This is a genomic window from Kangiella marina (assembly GCF_039541235.1).
In the GTDB taxonomy this organism is placed as follows: domain Bacteria; phylum Pseudomonadota; class Gammaproteobacteria; order Enterobacterales; family Kangiellaceae; genus Kangiella; species Kangiella marina.
Genome location: NZ_BAABFV010000002.1, coordinates 170,149 through 185,088 on the forward strand (window position 1 = coordinate 170,149; position 14,940 = coordinate 185,088).

Here is a 14,940-nt window from a genome sequence, read left to right on the forward strand (position 1 = left end):
TCAAAACCGACATCCTCGACGCCGCATTACAACTTCTTAACGGCGGTAAAATGAGAGGCAAAAAAAGTTTAGAGAAAGGAAAGTTTAAATAAATGTGTCTGTCTCCATCAACTCTATAGAACTATTGAGGATTAAACTTTATGAAATACATAGTGTTGATAACGTTACTAGTCTCAGTAATGCATCATTCTAGAGGGGAACAATCACCCGAAAATCTGATGATGCAGAGCCGTATTTATACCGAAGCTTATTATAGATACTTTGACTTAAACTCAAGCAGTAACCACGACTTATATTTTTTACAGACTGGAACGAAAAATTCAGAAACAAAGCTGTATTTATATAACTTTAAGGATAAAAAAATAGATGCTTTACATTCTCTAGGAAAGCCAATTAAGGAGCAGTTTTATGATATTCTCAATACTTCGCCAAAATTGATGTTCGTTGAAGCAGCTAAGCTAGTTGAAGTGGAAAAATTTGAGTTTGATAGTACAAACTGCTCAGAAGTGTTTGAAATGCTTAATTACATTAATCTCCCCTTTGATGCGGAGGAAATAACACCTCTTGAAATCAAGTTTGACGCACCGAGTTATATTGTTCAGCAGAGAAAGGGAAAAGAGGAGCTTATGATTGAGACGGTATCCACACTTATTAGTTCTGTGACTATAGTTAAAGAACTAATAACAATAAATAATATGCTTGTGGACTGTATAAAGAAGTAATGCTAGACCGCTGTCACTGAGGAGGTTATTTTGTAAGAAAATGAAGCCTAATATACTGATTTGGTAGGACAGTTATAAGTAAAGTATCAGTATGGTTTTGTTAAAGCCCTTTGCTCGTGGACTTAGGGTGGACTTACAGAAAACTTCATAAATAAAAAAGGCTTACAGATTGCTCTGTAAGCCTTTTTTAATATGGTAGCTATGGGTGGACTTGAACCACCGACCCCAGCATTATGAATGCTGTGCTCTAACCAGCTGAGCTACATAGCCTTAATTCAGTGGCGCGTATTTTCGTGATTTCGGGGCTTTATGTCAAGCCTAAAACGATAAAACAATCAGATTTTTTTCTTTAATCGGAAGTCCGATCTTTATGAGCCGAGATTACCCGGTCCAGCCGGGTAATGACGTGCTATTTTAAAATATACGCCTTTTTTGTAATCGGTTATACGTTGAATCGGAAGTGCATGACGTCGCCGTCTTTGACGATGTAGTCTTTGCCTTCTAGGCGCCATTTTCCGGCTTCTTTGGCGCCTGCTTCGCCGTTTCCAGCGATGTAGTCGTCATAAGCGACGACTTCGGCGCGGATAAAGCCTTTTTCGAAGTCTGTGTGTATCACGCCAGCAGCTTGTGGGGCTGTGGCGCCGACTTTAACTTGCCATGCGCGAACTTCTTTTTCGCCAGCAGTGAAGTAGGTCTGTAGTTCTAGTAAGTTGTAACCAGCGCGGATTACGCGGTTTAAACCTGGCTCTTCTTGGCCTAAGTCGGCTAGGAAGTCGATTTTGTCTTCATCATCCAGCGCAGCGATTTCAGATTCGATAGAGGCGCAGATAGGCACCACTTCGGCGTTTTCTGAGGCTGCGAACTCGCGAACTTGGTCTAAGAGAGGGTTGTCTTCAAAACCATCTTCGCTGACGTTGGCGATGTACATAGTTGGCTTAATCGTGATCAGCTGAAACTTGCGCATCAGTTTGCGCTCGTCTTTGTCCAGGTCCATGCTACGAAGGGCGTTGCCTTCGTCTAAGCAGGCTTTGGCTTTCTCTAACAGCTCTAATTCGATTTTAGCGTCTTTGTCGCCGCTTTTAGCGACTTTCGCCGTTTTAATCATGCGCTTTTCTACCGCTTCTAAATCCGCTAGTGCTAATTCGGTGTTAATGGTGTCGATGTCAGCCAGTGGATCAACTTTACCATCTACGTGTACGACGTCGTCGTTGGTGAAGCAGCGAACCACGTGGGCGATAGCGTGAGTTTCGCGGATGTTGGCGAGGAACTTGTTACCTAAGCCTTCGCCTTTCGAGGCGCCTGCCACTAGGCCTGCGATGTCTACGAATTCCATCGTGGCCGGCAAGATCTTCTGTGGCTTAGCAATTGCTGAAATAGCGTCTAAACGCGGGTCAGGAATTGGCACCACGCCAGTATTCGGTTCAATAGTACAGAAAGGGTAGTTGGCAGCGTCGATGCCTGCGTCAGTCAGTGCATTGAAGAGTGTTGATTTTCCAACATTGGGCAAGCCCACGATTCCACAATTTAGTGCCATGTTACTTCTCTCTACGATTGATTGGGTTATTCAGCGCCTGCTTTTACGCTGTGTAGTCGATGTACGGCTTTGTCCCAGTCGCCATTTAAAAGCGTTGGGGTTTCGCGTACGGCTTCATCGATGGCGAGGTTGATGGCGTTACGATCATCAGGACTCGGTTTTCCAAGCACGTATCCCGTGACTTGGCTTTTATGTCCTGGATGGCCGATGCCAACGCGCAAGCGCATGAAGTCTTTGTTGTTACCTAATTTACTGACGGTGTCACGTAAACCGTTGTGACCGCCGTGTCCGCCACCTTTTTTGAGCTTTAGCGTACCCGGATCGATATCCAGTTCGTCGTGAGCGACGAGGATTTCTTCGGGGTTAATTTTATAAAAGTTAGCGACGGCCTGAATGGCTTTGCCACTTAGATTCATAAAGGTGGAGGGGATTAATAATTTGATCTCTTCAGAGCCAATTAAGCCTTTGGCGAATAGGCCATGGAACTTACTTTCGACTTTGAAGGGGATGTTATACGCGCGTGCCAGTTCTTCGACATACCAGGCACCAGCGTTATGACGGGTATCTTGATATTGTGAGCCTGGATTGGCCAGGCCCACAATTAACTTGATGCTAGACACAGGATTGATTCCAAGGTCTAACGAAGGCAAGACAGGGTGAACGAAGAGTTACTCTTCGTTCTTTTCCTCAGCGTCGCCGCCTTCATCATCTTTCTGCTCGCTAGCTGGAACTTCAGTTTCATCAACTTCGTCAGCGTCTTCTTCAACTTCTTCAACCGCTGGCGGTACCATGTTAGCAACAGTTAGGTCGTTTTCTTCAACATCACCGTGCATGAAGGCAACTAGCTCAACGCCTTCTGGTAATGTGATTTCGCTTAAGTGGATAGAATCACCAATGTTCATCTCACCTAGGTCAACTTCGATGTACTCAGGTAAGTTACGTGGACGACATGAGATCTCAACCGTTGTTAATTGGTGAGACATTACGCCACCATCTTTCTTACCAGGTGCTTTCTCTTCGTTGATGAAGTGTAATGGAACGTTAGCTTCCATGTTCTCACCACGAACGATGCGCTTGAAGTCAACGTGAAGAAGCTTCAATTTGAACGGGTGGCGCTGAAGGTCTTTGATAAGAACTTCTTCAGTTTCACCATCAATGTCCAAGTTGATGATTGAAGAGTATGCTGCTTCATCATCCAACATGTTGTTGATTTCGTCATGGTCAAGAGTGATCGACTTAGCGTCTTCTTTACCGCCATATACGATGGCAGGGATTTTGTCCGCAAGGCGACGTAGGCGGCGGCTCGCACCTTTCCCTATATCGCTGCGTGATTCAGCTTTTAAATTAAATTCGCTCATTGTGTTTCTCCACAAGTTGAGTAAGTAAAAGGTTAAGCCTTGCGACCAGGCTCAACCCGAAAAATCGGACGCGAATTATACCGTGATCCAAAAGCAATAAGCCAGCCTAAATCTTGATAAATTCAAGGTTTTTGGGGATTTTGGCGTATTTTTTTCATCAAACGACGTCAGATACAAAAATCCCGCGGCAAGGCGCGGGATTTTAGGTGTTCGAGCAGTAGGGGGGAGTGTCGCAGCCCTAGTCTAAAAACTTAGTCCAAGAACATTGTTGAAATCGACTCTTCGGTGTTTACACGGCGAATCGACTCACCAAGCAATGGTGCTAAATCAAGCACTTCAATACGATCACAGGTTTTCGCATCATCGCTCAACGGGATGGTGTTGGTGATGACGAGTGCGTCTAGTGCTGAGTTGTTCAGGTTATCAATCGCTTTACCTGAAAGGACTGGGTGCGTTGCGTATGCGGATACGCTGTTGGCGCCGTTGTCTTTCAAGGCTTTCGCCGCTTGGCAAAGCGTACCGGCGGTATCAACCATGTCATCAACGATAACACAGTCACGACCAGCAACATCACCGATGATGTTCATCACGCCAACTTCGTTCGCGCGTGGACGACGTTTATCGATAATCGATAGGTCGGCATCATCTAAACGTTTCGCAATAGCGCGAGCACGAACAACACCGCCAACGTCAGGAGAAACAACCATCAGGTTTTTACCCGACTGAGAAGCGATATGGTCGAGAAGCACTGGTGTGGCGTAAACGTTATCTACTGGAATGTTGAAGAAACCCTGGATTTGGTCAGCGTGTAAGTCAACTGTCAGTACGCGATCAAAGCCAACGCCGCTGATCATGTCAGCAACAACTTTAGCACTAATCGGTACACGCGCTGAGCGAACTCGGCGATCTTGACGTGCATAACCAAAATAAGGAACAACGGCTGTAATACGCTTGGCAGAAGCACGCTTTAACGCGTCAGCCATAATGATCAACTCCATCAAGTTGTCATTCGTAGGCGCACAGGTTGATTGAATAATGAAAACGTCTTTACCACGAACATTCTCAAGGATTTCAACATTACATTCGCCATCGCTAAAGCTAGACGTGTTGATTTTACCAAGAGGAACTTTTAAGTAAGTGGAAATACGTTGAGCGAGATCAGGAGTGGCGTTACCACTGAAAAGCATTAAATCTGACATCGGAAAGCCCTGTGTTTTGCCCCAAATTCACAAGCAGAGAGTTGATGTTTAAACGTAAAGAAAAATGGCAGGGGTAGCTGGATTTGAACCAACGAATGGCGGCATCAAAAGCCGCTGCCTTACCGCTTGGCGATACCCCTGCAATGTAGCACCTTAAACGAGCGGCGAAGTGTTAATACCTCGTGCTGTTAAGGTTAGCCAGCGCTGCTTGCACAGTGCCGCTATTTTACGGACTTCTCGCTCATTGTCAAAGGTTAAGAACACACAACTACCAGTTCCTGTCAGCGTTGCTTTTCCAAATTTACTAAGAAACTCAAGGGCTTCCCGGACTTCTGGATAAAGCTCTGCGACAAGAGGCTCAAAGGCGTTGTAACCAAGTTCTAAACTTGCCTCTGTGCGAGTGGCGCGTAATTTAATCGGTTTATTGTCTCTTGTCAACGCTGGATGCGAAAAAATTTCCGAAGTGTTTATTTTTACATCAGGATAGACAATTAAATACCACTTTGGGGGCATTTGGGTCTCGGTTAAAATTTCACCAATCCCTTCCGCCCACGCAGTTTTTCCTTTGACGAAAACCGGTACATCTGCCCCTAGATTTTTGCCAATGTCACACAGCTGCGAATTAGAAAGCTGCAAATCCCATAAATGGTTAAGCGCGACCAAGGTTGTCGCGGCATCCGAACTGCCGCCGCCAAGACCTGCGCCTGACGGAAGGTTTTTATTGAGCACGATGTCTGCGCCTTGCTGCGCCTCTTTATAGTCGGATAACGCGCGGGCTGCTTTTACGATGAGGTTGTCGTCACTCGGTACTTCGTCGTATTCTGACTGGAGCGTGATGTGGCCGGTGAGGTTTGGCTTGATCCAAATTTCATCACCACAATCCAGCAGTTGGAATAAGGTTTGCAATTCATGGTAGCCATCATCACGGCGGCCTAAGATACGCAGTTCTAGATTCAGCTTGGCTGGAGCTGGCCAATAGGAGTAACTATGTTCGTTGGTATAACCCGCTTCATGCGAAAAGGTCATTGGTTAGTCTCCGCTGACAGCTATTTCCCACGAGCGAATCGATAAGGCAATTTTGTTAGGCCCTTGGACGATGCGTATTTTGTCTGGCATTTTTAGGTTGATGGTTTTGTCACCGTCGGTTCCGTTACCAGCTATAGGTAATTCAGCATCTTGGTAACGTACAAAACTGACCACGTAATCGAGGTACTTAATTTGTTGTAAAGTACCGTCTGCGTTAATCAGTAAGTCGCTTTTGTTGATGCCGGTGGGTAAGCCTTTGATCCAGTCTTGCATCAGCGAGACTGGAATATTCCAGCCAGAAACGCCATAAAGTAATTCGCGTGCATCGTAGCCTTGATAGTGTTCGTCATCAGCAGTGTCTAGTGTGCTGAGGTTCGGCTGCACCTTTAGAATCATGTAGGTTTGGCCAAAAGCGCCGTACATGCGGAAAGTAAAACGGTTCGGTTCTTGTTGCTGCCATATAAAGTTGGAAGAAAAGCTATCTTCTGGGTGGGTAATGCCGATACGCCCCTTCAATTGATACGTTTCAAAGGTTTTCAAGCGCTTGTAATGCTTTTGCCACAAGGGATCGTCCCAAACGGTGGTTTCTTGCTTAACCGGCGTTGTTTCACAAGCCGCTAAAAAAAGAATCAATGAGGCGGTTATAACGAGGTTTTTTATCATTGTTATCGGCATAAAGTATTAATCACTGGGGTTAGTGTAGCTGAAACGGTGCTTTTTCAGCATTAAGAATGAATACCGGCTTTCAGTACTCGTTCTAGTTGCCTAGAAGGTTTGCTTCAGGAAAACGTCTGAGTGTGCGCAAAATATACTGGTTATTGGGTGCCATTCGCAAGGCTTTTTGCCAAACGTCGATAGCGCGCTGGTGCAAATCCATGGTCCAGAGGACCTCACCCAGGTGTGAAGCGATTTCAGGGCTTTCGTCTTGCTTGTAAGCCATTTCTAAGTATTTTAAGGCTTGCTGGTAATTCCCTAATCGGTAATGAACCCAGCCCATCGAGTCTTGGATGGCGACATTATCAGGCTGATGCTCGTAGGCACTTTCAATCAACGACTTAGCTTCATCAAGCGAACGGTTAAGGTCGGCTAGCGTATACCCTAAGGAATTTTTAGCATGATAGTGATCAGGGTCGAGTTTCAGCACTTGTCGTAAGTCACGCTCCATCGAGCTGTAGTATTCCAGAGGTTCGGCAGCGATGGCCTTGCCATAGAGTAGCTCAACATTATCCGGGTCATCGGCCACGGCATCGTCCAGCAACTGGTAAGCCAATAAATAGCTGTTCCTTCCTTGCAAGAAGTTCGTTGCCATCAACAAAATATCGTTTTTGAGCTGTTGCTCGTTCGTTACCTGCTGTAAGGATTTGACCGAAGCCACAAACTCGGTGACGGATTGCGTCTGGTTAAGCAGCTGTAACTTGAGGTAATAAAGGAACGGCTTATTGGGGCTGACCTGTAGTGCTGATGTGATACGGCGTTCTGCCTGCTCATAGTCACCAGCTTGAGTTAAAAGGTTAATTTCAAACTCAAGCAGACGTTGCCTATCGTCGAGTCCAACTTCACGCTGAGCTTGGCGTAGGCTCGTAATAGCCTGTTTTATGAGGTCGTTCTCGGCGTAAAGTTGCGCCAGTTCGGTGCGAGCGGTCATGTAATAACGACCCGATGGAACCATTTCATAGCAGCTGTAGGCTTTCACTAAATCGTCGATCCGTGCAGCTGAATCAGCGCAGTAATAACTGGCAATGTCTTTTTTGTAATCGCCTTGGGCCAGCTTCCAGAATAGCTCGCTGGCTTGTGCATAATGTTCTAACGCATAGTGGCTGCTGGCTTCTAAAAACTGAGTTTGCTTATCACTGGGGCGCTTATCCAACACTCTATCAAATGCTTTTAAGGCGTCACCAAAGTTGCGTTGTGTGTACAACAGCTCGCCAATCTTATAGGTTTGGTCAATGGTTAAACTGTTGCTTTTTAGAGCGTTACTCAAGTATTCGCGTCGTGCTTCGTTTGAGTTCAGGGCGAAAGCTTCACCTTTTAGCTCAATCGCTGATAGAAAATTCGGACGTTTTTCAAGTGCGTAATCTAACAGTTGATGAATCCGCTCCGATTGCTTTAATGGAACGCTGGATTTAAGGCGCAAGTAGGCCTCGGCTGTAGCGGTATAAGGTGAGCTTAAAGGTTGGTTGTTGCGGTCAAAAAACTCGATAAAGTCCGCATCTTCCTGAAAACTGGCCATTCGTAATAGTTCGTACAGCTTTTCATCCGCATTATCCGGTAACAGCGGGAGCAGCTGTGATAAGTAACGATTGGCGCTTTCTTGCTGACCTTGGGCCAAGCTGGCGATTAACCCTGTTTTATAGGCATTTTTGTCATCGGGCGCTGACTTGATCCAAAGTTGTGTGGCCTCAATCGCATTGCTGTAATCTCGCTCAATCAGCGCGACCATGGCGGCGCGTGAGGAGAGTTCTTTGCTGCCAGTTTGCTCGGCGGCATAAAAGTAGTTGCTCTGAGCAACATCGTATAACTTTTGCTTGTTGGCGATATCCGCAAGCATGATACTAAAGTAAAGTTGGCTGCGTTCTTCGGCTGATAAGTTGGCCACAGAAGGATGCTCCTGCGACTGATTGACGCTGGATTCGGTGGCGGCTTCAATCGTTTTAGGCTGCGTGGTCGAACAGGCAACCAGGGCAAGGCAGCAACTTGAAACCAATAGGGTTTTGGCCAAAGAATAACTTTTCATCCGTATAGTATAAAAGATTCCTATAAAGGTTTTGTGAAAGTACTCCACAGAAAGCACTCGGCAAAGTGTGAGGGAGTCGCTAATGAAAACAGATTATCAGGAATATTGGGCGAAAACAGTGTCAAAATGTAGTTTTGACGATTTTTTAAAATTAGCGGACACAATGAAGCGGTGTTATAATTCGCGCCAATTACATGCCTGCGCTACATGCCTGAGCTATGTCGTGTCTTTTGTGAGTGACCTTTTTGATAGCTAGTTCTGACCTATGTCTTTGATTGTTTTAGGAATTAACCATAAAACCGCACCGCTTGCCGTTCGTGAGACGGTGGCCTTTGCTGATCATGAACTCGGCGAAATTATGGCTGAAGTAAAAGCACAGACGCAAGGATCTGAGGTTGCTCTATTGTCGACTTGTAATCGGGTCGAGTTCTACTTATCGAATGAATCTCAAGAGCATGAGCAAATCAAAGCGCAGTTATTGACGTGGCTCAAAGCAAAAAAAGAGCTGGATGATGACTTAGAAGCGTCAATTTACTATTACAAAGGCGTAGAAGCGGTTAAGCACTTGATGAAGGTCGCTAGTGGCTTGGATTCAATGGTGCTAGGAGAGCCGCAGATATTAGGTCAGTTAAAAGCCTGTTATCAAAAAGCGAAGCGAGCCGGGACGGTTGAGCAGGTGATGGAACGTTTGTTCCAGAAAACCTTCGCCGCGGCTAAGCGAGTGCGCCATGAAACTGACATAGGCTCTAACCCTGTTTCGGTGGCGTATGCAGCTGTGACCTTGGCTAAACATATCTTTGCCGATTTCTCTAAGCTGACGGTGTTATTTGTCGGCGCCGGTGAAACCATTGAGTTGGCCGCGCGTCATTTAGAGCAAAGCGGCGTGCAGAAGATGGTGATGGCGAATCGGACCTTGGCTAACGCGCATAAATTAGCGGATCAATTTAACGGCAAGGCCGTTGGCTTGGATGCTATTCCGCATTATTTAGCTCAAGCCGATATTGTGATCAGCTCGACCGGAAGTATGTTACCGATTATTGGTAAAGGCATGGTCGAAACTGCGATTCAGGCGCGTCGTCGCAAAAGTATGTTCATGGTGGATTTAGCGGTACCGCGCGATATTGAAAGCTCGGTGGCGAAACTCGACGATGTCTACCTTTATAGCGTTGATGATTTGGAAGGCGTGATTCAAGAAAATTTACAGGCGCGCCAAGAAGCCGCTGAAGAGGCTTTGGTCATACTGGATGAATTTGCGGGCGACTTTGAAAAGTGGCACGCCGGTCGTCAAAAACATGATACGGTACGCGAATTGCATCAAGTCTTCGCGGAAATTGCCCAGACGGAATTGGATCGTGCCAAAGCACAGCTGAAGAATGGTAATGACATTGAAGCGGCGTTAGAGCATTTTTCTCACCGTTTAACCAAAAAGTTTTTACATCAGCCGATGGTTTGGCTCAGAGAAGATGACGACGAACTGGATCGTCATGACATTACTCGTCAACTGTTTCAGCTTGACAAAAACTCAGATGATTAAGTACAACGTTACTTTAACCATTGTTTTATAAAGAATTATACCGATAGGAACAAAGAAATAGCATGTTGCAGGATTCTGTCAGTCAAAAATTAGAAGTTCTGGTTGATCGCCATGAAGAGTTAGAAGCATTACTCGGTGACCCAGAGATTATTTCTGATCAAAATAAATTTCGCGATCTGTCGAAAGAGTATTCGCAGCTTGAGGAAGTGGTCAAAACGTTCCAGGAGTATCAAGAAGCGGTAGAGAACCTTGGGAACGCCGAGGAGATGTTAAAGGACGATGATCCTGACATGCGCGAAATGGCGCAAGAAGAGTTTAAAGCATCAAAAGCGACCATCGAACAGCTTGAAGTCGATTTACAGAAGTTACTGTTGCCGCGTGATCCGAACGATGACAAAAACACCTTCTTAGAAATTCGTGCGGGTACGGGCGGTGATGAGGCCGCTATTTTCGCGGGTGATTTATTCCGTATGTACAGCAAGTATGCGGAGAAGAAACGCTGGCAGGTTGAAGTGATCAGCGAGAGCCAAGGTGAACACGGTGGCTATAAAGAAATTATTTTGCGTATCGTTGGTGATGCGGTTTATTCGCACTTGAAGTTTGAATCCGGCGCGCATCGCGTGCAGCGTGTACCTGAAACTGAGTCTCAAGGGCGTATTCATACGTCGGCTTGTACTGTGGCGGTGATGCCAGAAGCTGACGAGATTGACGCGATTGATATTAATCCTGCGGATCTGAAAGTCGATACTTTCCGAGCGTCGGGCGCGGGTGGTCAGCACGTTAATAAAACTGACTCAGCGATCCGTATTACTCACTTGCCAACAGGCGTTGTAGTCGAGTGTCAGGACGAGCGTTCGCAACACAAAAACCGCGCGAAAGCGATGTCAGTATTACAGTCTCGTTTGCAGGCGGCTGAAGAAGCGAAACACCAGTCAGAGCAGACGGAAATACGTCGTAACTTAGTGGGGACGGGCGATCGCTCAGATCGAATCCGTACTTACAATTATCCTCAGGGACGCATGACGGATCATCGCATTAACCTGACGCTGTATAAGTTGGACGAAATTATGGAAGGGGATATCGATCAAATCCTTGAGCCATTAGTTCAAGAGCATCAGGCGGATCAGTTAGCGGCGTTATCCGGCCAAGCTGATTAACTTTGGCAGCCACTCGTTTCAACTTAGAGCGCTAATGCATCATGACTAAAACGGTTCAAGAGGTGTTGCAGTGGGCCGTTTTAGAGCTGGCTAATACCGATAACGCCAAGTTGGATGCGGAAGTACTTCTCGCTGAAACATTGGAGCAATCCAGAACCTGGCTTAAGACCTGGTCAGATAAACCTATCTCAGAGCAGCAGCTAGCCCAGTTTAAAGCGTATATTGGCCGTCGCCAGCAAGGCGAGCCCGTGGCCTATATCGTGGGGCGACAAGACTTTTGGACGCTGAGTTTAAAAGTCACCCCAGCGACCTTAATCCCAAGACCGGAAACCGAGCACTTGGTTGAGTCTGTGCTGAGTAAAGCGCCGCATGATCAACCGTTGAACATTGTCGATCTCGGCACTGGCACTGGTGCCATTGCGCTCGCCATTGCCTCAGAGCGTCCTCAATGTCAGGTTTGGGCGATGGATGTGAGTGATGAAGCTTTGGCTGTTGCTGAGCATAACCGCCAGCAACTGCAGTTGGAGAACGTCACTTGTCGCAAAGGGCACTGGCTCAGAAACTGGACAGGGGAGGGCTTTGATCTCATTGTCAGCAATCCGCCGTATATTGAACCCAACGATCCGCATTTGAAGGATCTGACCTATGAGCCAATATCGGCGTTAGTGGCGGATGATGACGGGCTGTCCGATATCAAAGAAATTACAGAGCAAGCCATGCTGCATTTAAAAGCTGGTGGCTGGTTGATGCTTGAGCATGGTTATAATCAAGGTGGCGTTGTGCGACACATTCTTCAAACCCAAGGTTTTGCATGCGTCGAAACTGAAGCGGATTACGCTGGACTTGATCGAGTGACTTATGGACAAAAGCTGAACTTTAAGCGGTAAAAAGGGTCTTTTCTAAAGCGCTCAACGACAAAAACCGCACAGATTAGCCAATCTGTGAAAATAATCTTGTATGGTAGGCTTTTAAGCTTGCCGAGCTTGACGAGTATTGTTAGAGTAACGCGATTGAGAATATTCTCACAAGCCTTGTCGCTATTGGTTTTAAGCCCTTTTTAATGACAATTATTTTAACGAATTTGAGTAAAACAAGTTTTAAGCGGGAAACCTCCTCCGATGTTTAATAAATTACGTGGCCTTTTTTCTACCGACCTATCAATTGACTTGGGTACGGCAAATACTTTGATTTATGTTCGTGACCAAGGAATCGTTCTTGATGAACCTTCTGTGGTAGCGATTCGACAAGATCGCTCTGGTGGTGCTAAGTCCATAGCTGCAGTTGGTGAAGCTGCGAAACGAATGCTAGGTCGTACGCCGGGTAATATCGTTGCGATTCGTCCTTTGAAAGATGGCGTGATCGCTGATTTTGAAGTGACCGAGAAAATGCTTCAGCATTTTATTCGTAAAGTTCACGACAACACGTTTTTCCGCCCAAGCCCACGAGTGTTGGTTTGTGTTCCTTGTGGCTCAACTCAGGTCGAGCGTCGTGCGATTAAAGAATCAGCGCTCGGTGCTGGTGCGCGTGATGTCTACTTGATTGAAGAACCGGTTGCGGCCGCGGTGGGTGCTGGCTTGCCAGTCAACGAAGCGCGCGGTTCAATGGTTGTGGATATTGGTGGTGGTACGACGGAAATCGCCATCTTGTCATTGAATGGTGTGGTCTATTCAGACTCTGTGCGCATCGGCGGTGACCGTTTTGATGAAGCGATTATCGAATACATTCGTCGCAATTATGGCACTATTATTGGTGAAGCTACGGCTGAGCGTATTAAGCACGAGATCGGTACGGCTTACCCTGGTACTGAAGTTCGTGAGCTTGACGTACGTGGTCGTAACTTGGCTGAAGGTATTCCAAGAAGCTTTACCATTAACAGTAACGAAATTCTTGAAGCGCTACAAAATCCATTACACGGCATTGTTCGTGCGGTTAAAACGGTGCTTGAACAGTCTCCACCAGAGTTGGCGGCAGACATTTCGGAGCGCGGTATGGTTTTAACGGGCGGTGGTGCTTTGATTCGTGATATCGACCGTTTATTGATGGAAGAAACTGGCTTGCCAGTAATTGTGGCTGAAGACCCTCTAACGTGTGTGGCACGCGGTGGCGGTAAAGTATTAGAGACCATCGACGAGCATGGTGGCGACTTATTCTCTGACGATTAATCGGTCACATTAAAGACTTTGAAAAAAGTCCATTAAAATCGGGCACTTAGATTGCCCGATTTTTGTATCTATACCATAAAAATTGCTAAACTAAAGTCTATCTATGTGGACTAACTATAAGAATTTACTCTTGCGGGAGGAGTAGGCCATTAAAAATCTATTCACTCGAGGCCCATCATTGGTTTTGCAGCTGGTGTTCAGCCTGATTTTAGCGGCAATTTTGATGGTGCTGGACTATCGCTATGACTATCTAAGTAGCGCCCGTAAAGGGGTATCTACCGTGTTAGCCCCCATCTATTTTTTAGCCAACTTGCCCAACGAAGTTGCGGCTTGGGCCGATAGTAACATTGTTAGCCGTAATGATTTACTGGGTGAGAACCGTCGATTGAAAGACGAGCTGTTAATTTTGAAAGCTCAGAACCAGCGGTTGATTGGTCTTGAGTCAGAAAATGCTCGTTTACGTTCTTTGTTAGGATCGTCACGCACTTTACGCGGAAAGCGAGTGATTGCCGAAGTATTGAATATCGACAGTAGCTTATTCGCTAATGAGTTATTACTGAATAAAGGCAGTCTCGATGGTGTGTTTGTGGGTCAGCCAGTGGTCGACGCTGAAGGTATTATGGGCCAGATTGTTGAAGTGTCGACTTCAACTTCGCGCATGATTTTATTGAATGATCAAAAACATGCGATCCCCGTTCGAGTCGATCGCAATGGGGTTCGAGCAATTGCTCAAGGTAATGGACAGGTACTTTACTTGAGACACTTACCAAACACGATCGATATCGAAGAAGGGGACTTGCTACTCAGTTCTGGCTTAGGACAGAAATTTCCTGATGGCTACCCTGTCGCTAAAGTTATTTCTGTGGTGCGTCAGCCTGCACAGCCTTACGCTGAAATTCTAGCGGAACCCACAGCAAATATTAATCGAGCGAATCACGTGTTATTGCTATGGCCATACCATGATCCTAGCAGCAGTTTTGATGATGAAGCGCTTCAAGAAGATGATAAGTCAGAGGTAAGCCCAGATGCAGAATAAACAAAAACGTGGCTCTTGGGTAATTATTTTATCGCTACTGATCGCACTGATTTTGAGTGTCATTCCTTTGCCAGAGTCGTGGCAGCCTTATCGTCCTGACTGGGTCTTTTTGGTCTTCTCTTACTGGGTGGTAGCGCTACCCCATCGTATTGGGTTGCTTTGGGCGTTTGTTTGGGGGCTTATTTTCGATGGCTTATTGGGCAGCACTTTGGGCTTACACAGCTTTACTTTTTGTATTGTGGCCTTCATTCTGCAATTAAGTTATTTAAGAATTCGTTTGTATCCGATCTGGAAACAAGCGTTAACCATGGGTGGCTTGAGTTTATTGTATCTGGCACTCGTGTTGTGGCTATCCCGCATTACTGGTAGCCCTGAAAGCTCATTCGACTATTGGCTCTCAGCAGGGATTAATGCTTTGTTGTGGCCATGGCTTTTCATTTTGCTGCGTGACATCCGTCGTTACTTTAAGGTGGCATAA

General features: G+C 46.2%; 14 protein-coding genes and 2 tRNA genes. 7 read left to right on the forward strand and 9 right to left on the reverse strand.

The annotated features are described in order from the left end of the window. Positions 1–140: 140 nt before the first annotated feature. On the forward strand, positions 141–722 hold the full coding sequence (locus ABD943_RS08920) for a hypothetical protein (protein WP_345292845.1): 582 nt from the start codon (positions 141–143) through the stop codon (positions 720–722). Between the two features lie 193 nt (positions 723–915). On the opposite strand, the gene ABD943_RS08925 is transcribed toward ABD943_RS08920, so the two are convergent. The 9 genes from ABD943_RS08925 to ABD943_RS08965 form a co-directional block, all read right to left on the reverse strand. Continuing rightward, positions 916–992 (reverse strand) — tRNA-Met (locus ABD943_RS08925). A 172-nt stretch (positions 993–1,164) separates the two neighbouring features. Next, positions 1,165–2,256 carry a redox-regulated ATPase YchF gene (gene ychF, locus ABD943_RS08930; protein ID WP_345292846.1) on the reverse strand — a complete coding sequence of 364 codons (1,092 nt, stop codon included), beginning with the start codon at positions 2,254–2,256 and terminating at the stop codon, positions 1,165–1,167. Positions 2,257–2,282: 26 nt separating this feature from the next. Then, positions 2,283–2,876 carry an aminoacyl-tRNA hydrolase gene (gene pth, locus ABD943_RS08935; protein WP_345292847.1) on the reverse strand — a complete coding sequence of 198 codons (594 nt, stop codon included), beginning with the start codon at positions 2,874–2,876 and terminating at the stop codon, positions 2,283–2,285. Between the two features lie 48 nt (positions 2,877–2,924). Further along, positions 2,925–3,614, reverse strand: coding sequence for a 50S ribosomal protein L25/general stress protein Ctc (locus tag ABD943_RS08940; RefSeq protein WP_345292848.1), 690 nt, complete (start codon positions 3,612–3,614; stop codon positions 2,925–2,927). Between the two features lie 251 nt (positions 3,615–3,865). After that, positions 3,866–4,813: a ribose-phosphate pyrophosphokinase gene (locus ABD943_RS08945; protein WP_345292849.1), complete on the reverse strand. Its 948-nt coding sequence runs from the start codon at positions 4,811–4,813 to the stop codon at positions 3,866–3,868. Between the two features lie 65 nt (positions 4,814–4,878). Further along, positions 4,879–4,953: transfer RNA gene (locus ABD943_RS08950), tRNA-Gln, on the reverse strand. A gap of 13 nt (positions 4,954–4,966) precedes the next feature. Beyond that, positions 4,967–5,839 carry a 4-(cytidine 5'-diphospho)-2-C-methyl-D-erythritol kinase gene (ispE, locus tag ABD943_RS08955; RefSeq protein ID WP_345292850.1) on the reverse strand — a complete coding sequence of 291 codons (873 nt, stop codon included), beginning with the start codon at positions 5,837–5,839 and terminating at the stop codon, positions 4,967–4,969. A gap of 3 nt (positions 5,840–5,842) precedes the next feature. Beyond that, positions 5,843–6,502 carry a lipoprotein insertase outer membrane protein LolB gene (lolB, locus tag ABD943_RS08960; RefSeq protein WP_345292851.1) on the reverse strand — a complete coding sequence of 220 codons (660 nt, stop codon included), beginning with the start codon at positions 6,500–6,502 and terminating at the stop codon, positions 5,843–5,845. A gap of 94 nt (positions 6,503–6,596) precedes the next feature. Then, complete coding sequence (locus ABD943_RS08965) at positions 6,597–8,573, reverse strand: tetratricopeptide repeat protein (RefSeq protein WP_345292852.1); 1,977 nt, start codon at positions 8,571–8,573, stop codon at positions 6,597–6,599. A 265-nt stretch (positions 8,574–8,838) separates the two neighbouring features. On the opposite strand from ABD943_RS08965, the gene hemA reads away from it, so the two are divergent. The 6 genes from hemA (at position 8,839) to mreD (ending at position 14,940) form a co-directional block, all read left to right on the forward strand. After that, a complete protein-coding gene (gene hemA, locus ABD943_RS08970) occupies positions 8,839–10,107 on the forward strand; it encodes a glutamyl-tRNA reductase (protein WP_345292853.1) in 1,269 nt (422 codons plus the stop codon). 65 nt (positions 10,108–10,172) lie between these two features. Beyond that, positions 10,173–11,264 (forward strand): peptide chain release factor 1, encoded by a 1,092-nt coding sequence (gene prfA / locus ABD943_RS08975; protein ID WP_345293366.1) that lies wholly within the window; start codon positions 10,173–10,175, stop codon positions 11,262–11,264. A 41-nt stretch (positions 11,265–11,305) separates the two neighbouring features. Next, positions 11,306–12,151 carry a peptide chain release factor N(5)-glutamine methyltransferase gene (gene prmC / locus ABD943_RS08980; RefSeq protein ID WP_345292854.1) on the forward strand — a complete coding sequence of 282 codons (846 nt, stop codon included), beginning with the start codon at positions 11,306–11,308 and terminating at the stop codon, positions 12,149–12,151. A gap of 231 nt (positions 12,152–12,382) precedes the next feature. After that, entirely contained in the window at positions 12,383–13,426 is a 1,044-nt protein-coding gene (locus ABD943_RS08985; RefSeq protein WP_345292855.1) for a rod shape-determining protein, read from the forward strand. 148 nt (positions 13,427–13,574) lie between these two features. Further along, positions 13,575–14,462, forward strand: coding sequence for a rod shape-determining protein MreC (mreC, locus tag ABD943_RS08990; protein ID WP_345293367.1), 888 nt, complete (start codon positions 13,575–13,577; stop codon positions 14,460–14,462). Further along, a complete protein-coding gene (gene mreD / locus ABD943_RS08995) occupies positions 14,452–14,940 on the forward strand; it encodes a rod shape-determining protein MreD (RefSeq protein ID WP_345292856.1) in 489 nt (162 codons plus the stop codon). The genes mreC and mreD overlap by 11 nt, the downstream gene beginning before the upstream one ends.